General features: G+C 68.3%; 1 protein-coding gene and 1 pseudogene. Both read right to left on the bottom strand.

The window, feature by feature from the left end; all coding sequences use genetic code 11:
• Window positions 1–181, bottom strand: a 181-nt coding sequence (locus C5C07_RS20510; RefSeq protein ID WP_147302085.1) for a DUF2304 domain-containing protein, incomplete at its 3' end; no start/stop codon positions are given.
• Window positions 178–524 (bottom strand): annotated as a pseudogene (locus C5C07_RS20515) (hypothetical protein); the annotation flags it as partial. The pseudogene C5C07_RS20515 and the gene C5C07_RS20510, both read right to left, overlap by 4 nt.

Raw genomic sequence — 524 nt, forward strand, 5'->3', positions numbered from 1 at the left:
CCAGCAGCTCGGTGGCCGCGTTGAGCACGCTCGGAAACACGGCCAGGACGAGGATCGCCAGCGAAACGAGCGCCCAGATCATGGCGTACTTCTCGCGCAGGCGGTGGCGTCGCATCATCTCGAAGAGGAGGACGAGGATGACTACCGAGGCGACGATGCCGAGCACGGTGGTGCCGTTCATGAGGACTCCTCTCGCCCGGAGGCAACCGCGGTGGGGACGCCCACCTCAGCGAGCGGCTCGACGTTGGAGGCGATCCCCGTGGGGTCGTCGAACTGCGCTGGCCAGTCACGCACGAGCGCGAGGGCGAGGGCCACGACAGCGCGAACCAGGTAGATGGTCGCGCGAAGCGGCGACTGACTCGCCTGGCCGGTGGTCCGGACCCGCATCGTGACCGGCAGCTGCCGGACGGTGCAGCCCGACCGAGTTGCGATCACCAAGGATTCGACAGTGTCGCCGAGGTACTCCGCGGGGTAGTGGGCCGCGAAGACGGCAGTCGCCTTGCGGTTGGACGCTCGGAAGCCTG

It is taken from the genome of Haloferax sp. Atlit-4N, assembly GCF_003383025.1.
GTDB lineage: Archaea > Halobacteriota > Halobacteria > Halobacteriales > Haloferacaceae > Haloferax > Haloferax gibbonsii.